3 protein-coding genes are annotated in these 3,432 nt (G+C 72.7%); 1 reads left to right on the top strand and 2 read right to left on the bottom strand.

Translation table 11 applies throughout. The annotated features are described in order from the left end of the window. Positions 1-827, bottom strand: an 827-nt coding sequence (locus ACE3Q3_RS22125) for a TauD/TfdA dioxygenase family protein (protein WP_374449640.1), incomplete at its 3' end; no start/stop codon positions are given. Positions 828-914: 87 nt separating this feature from the next. Here ACE3Q3_RS22125 and ACE3Q3_RS22120 point away from each other — a divergent pair. Next, on the top strand, positions 915-2,195 hold the full coding sequence (locus ACE3Q3_RS22120) for an NAD(P)/FAD-dependent oxidoreductase (RefSeq protein WP_374449638.1): 1,281 nt from the start codon (positions 915-917) through the stop codon (positions 2,193-2,195). A 34-nt stretch (positions 2,196-2,229) separates the two neighbouring features. On the opposite strand, the gene ACE3Q3_RS22115 is transcribed toward ACE3Q3_RS22120, so the two are convergent. Further along, positions 2,230-3,432, bottom strand: a 1,203-nt coding sequence (locus ACE3Q3_RS22115; RefSeq protein WP_374449636.1) for an Ig-like domain-containing protein, incomplete at its 5' end; no start/stop codon positions are given.

The following is a 3,432-nucleotide window of genomic DNA, read 5'->3' as shown; positions in this document are numbered from 1 at the left end:
CGGTCGCCCGCCAGCGTGATGCGGTGCATCAGCCGGCGGAAGCCGTGATAGTCGTTGACCGGATTGTGCTGGGTCGCGCGATTGTCCCAGAAGGCGATCGAGCCCGGCTGCCAGACGAAGCGGCAGGTGAATTCCGGCCGGGTCAGGTGCTGGCAGAGGAAGTCGAGCAGCGGCTGGCTCTCCGCCTCGGTCATGTCCTTGAAGCGGGCGGTGTGGGCGACGTTGACGAAGAGCGCCTTGCGGCCGGTCTCCGGATGGGTGCGGACGACCGGGTGCTCGGCCTCGTAGGAGGTGCGGGCGTCGGGAGCGGCATTGTCCTTCAGCCGGTCCTCGCGGGTCTTCGACACGTCCGCCTTGGCCGAGGTCGAGACCCCGACCAGGCCGTCCAGCATCCGCCGCATGCCCGGCGACAGGGTCTCGTAGGCGAGGTACATGTTGGCGAAGAGCGTGTCGCCGCCGTAGGGCGGGATCTCGCGGGCGAGCAGGATGGAGCCCATCGGCGGCTCCTCCAGGTAGGTGGTGTCGGAGTGCCAGATGCCGCCGAAATTCACCGTCTCGTGCTCGCGCTTCAGCACCTCGATGATCTCGGGATGGCCGGGCAGCCCCTTGACGAACGGATACTCGACCGGCCGGCCGAAGGCGCGGGCGAAGGCGAGGAACTGGTCGGGCGTCAGGTCCTGGTCGCGGAAGAAGATCACGAGATGGTCGAGCAGCGCCTGCCGCACCGTGCGCGCGGTCTCCGGGTCGAGCCCGCGGCGGAGGTCGAGGCCGGAAATCTCCGCCCCGAGCGCGCCCGCCACCTTGCGTACCGTGATCGCTCCGCCCATCGTTGCGTCCCTCTTCGATCCATCGCTCAGCCGCCCCCTTGAAATGCAGTGACGGGCGGCCTCCGTCCGGGGAATGATGACGCGCACATGACCATATCCTCCCCCGCGGCTCAACCGGCCGCCGCCTCCTCCGCCAAGCGCGTCGTCGTCGTCGGTGCCGGCATCGTCGGCCTGTCCTGCGCCACCTTCCTGCGGCGCGACGGCCACGACGTCACCGTCGTCGACCGGCTCGGCCCCGGCGAGGGCACCTCCTTCGGCAATGCCGGGATGGTGAGCCCCGACACCTTCACCCCCATCGCCATGCCCGGCATGCTCCGCAAGGTGCCGAAATGGCTGGCCGATCCGGTCGGGCCGCTGGCCGTGCGCTGGAGCTACCTGCCGCAGGCGCTGCCCTGGCTCGTGCGCTGGATCCGCGCCGGCCGGCTCGACCGGGTCGAGCAAGCCGCCAAGGCGCTGCGCGCCCTGCACGGCCCGGCCTTCGCCACCTACCGCAGCCTCCTTGGCCCCGACGGGTTCAACGACCTCATCCGCCTGCGCGGCCAGCTCTACCTGTGGCAATCGGACGCGCCGAGCGAGACCGACCGCATCGCCGACCGCCTCCGGCAGGAGCAGGGCGTGCGCTGCGAGGCGATCGGGCCCGACGAGATCCGGCAGATGGAGCCGACGCTGGCACCCGGCTTCCGCCGCGGCCTCTACCTGCCCGACAACGGCAGCACCGCCAACCCGCACCGGCTCTGCACCACGCTCGCCCACAATCTCCGCGGCGCCGGCGGCCGCGTCCTCAAGGCGGCGGTGACCGACATCGAGATGGGCGCCGACGGGGTGCGCCGGGTGACGACCGATGCCGGGCCGATCGAGGCCGACATCGTCGTGGTCGCGGCCGGCGCCTGGTCGGTCCGCCTGACCCGCCGCTTCGGCGTCCGCCTGCCGCTGGAGAGCGAGCGCGGCTACCACGTCATGCTGCCCAATCCGGGCCCGGTCCCCAACCGCTCGATCAGCCACCGCACCGGCAGCTTCTCGATCAGCCCGATGGAGCATGGCCTGCGCCTCGCCGGCACGGTCGAGATCGCCGGCCTCGACGCCCCGCCCGACGAGCGGCGCGCCCACATCCTGCTGAAGCAGGCGCGCGAGGCGCTGCCGACCCTCAACACCGAGGGCATGCAGACCTGGATGGGCCACCGCCCCTCCTTCCCCGACAGCCTGCCGGTGATCGACCGGGCGCCCGGCGTGCCCGGCGTCTTCCTCGCCTTCGGCCACGGCCATACCGGCCTGACCGGCGGGCCGATGAGCGGGCGGGTGCTGGCGGACCTCGTCGCCGGCCGGACGCCGGCGATCGACCTCCGCCCCTACCGCGCCGACCGCTTCTGAGGGGACGGCTGCGGCTGATCGCCTCCCTTCGGGCTCAGACGACGTAGAGCAGGATCGACCCGTCGCTTCCCAGCATGGTGTCGGTGACGTGGTCGCCTGCGAGGCCGTCGAAGGCGATCTCGCCGCCGCCGACCTTGGCGAGCGACAGCACGCCGTCGGCGATGGTGACGCTGTCGAGCAGCTTTCCGTACTTCGCGGCCAGCCCCGTGATCGCGATGACGTCACCGGACTTGCCGGTCTCGAAGCCGGCGAACCTGTCGCCACTCAGCTGGGCCACGGTGCCGTAGACCGTGTCCTTCGCGCCGTCGAGCCCGAGGTCGATCCAGTCCTCGCCAGCGTCGCCGTAGAGCCGGTCGGCGCCGCCGCCGCCGGTCAGCGTGTCGTCGCCGGCGCCACCGCGCATCGTGTCGGCGCCCCGGCCGCCGTCGAGGACGTCCGAACCGGCGGCGCCCTCGATCCGGTCGTCGCCGTCGCCGCCCTCCAGCCGGTCGTTGCCGGCCTCGCCGAAGAGCGTGTCGCTGCCGTCGCCGCCGGCCGCGGTGTCGTTCCCGGCCCCGCCCCAGAGGGCATCCCGGCCGCCGCCGCCCGCCAGGACGTCGTGGCCGTTGCCGCCCTTCAGCGTGTCGTTGCCGCCGGCCCCGAACAACGTGTCGTCGCCGTTCCTGCCGTCGAGGCTGGCGGGCGAGGCGGCGGCCAGCAGGACATCGTCGCCATTGCCGGCACTGGCCTTGGCATCGACGGCGAAGACGGTGAGCGGATCGGAGGCGGCGCCGGCATTGCCGGCGGCATCCTCGGCATAGGCGGTGTAGTCGTGCCGGCCGACGGCGAGCGCCGCCGGCTCGGCCCAGGCCCAGGTTCCGTCGGCGCCGGCCGCGACGGTGTCGATCGCGGTGCCGTTGCGCAGCAGATGCACGGTCGCCAGGGCCTCGGCCAGGCCGGAGAGTTCCGGGGTGCGGTCGGTGGTGACCCCGTCGGGCTCGCCGGTGTCCTCGCTGAAGCCGAGGATCGCCGGCGGGGCCGGCGGCGTGCGATCGACGGTGATGCCGAGCGTGTCGCCGTCGGCGCTGTTGCCGGCGAGGTCGGTCGCCCGGGCGAAGAGGACATGGTCGCCGTCGGCGAGCAGGCCGGTGGTGATCGACCAGTTGCCGTCGCCGTCGACGGTGCCGCTGCCGAGCGACAGCGTGTCGGCGAAGAGTTCGACCGCGGCGCCGGCCTCGCCGGTGCCGGTGAAGGTCAG

This window comes from Allostella sp. (genome assembly GCF_041913585.1).
GTDB lineage: Bacteria > Pseudomonadota > Alphaproteobacteria > ATCC43930 > Allostellaceae > Allostella.
Note: the sequence above shows the minus strand (reverse complement) of the source record. Positions and strands in the feature narration are given on the sequence as shown.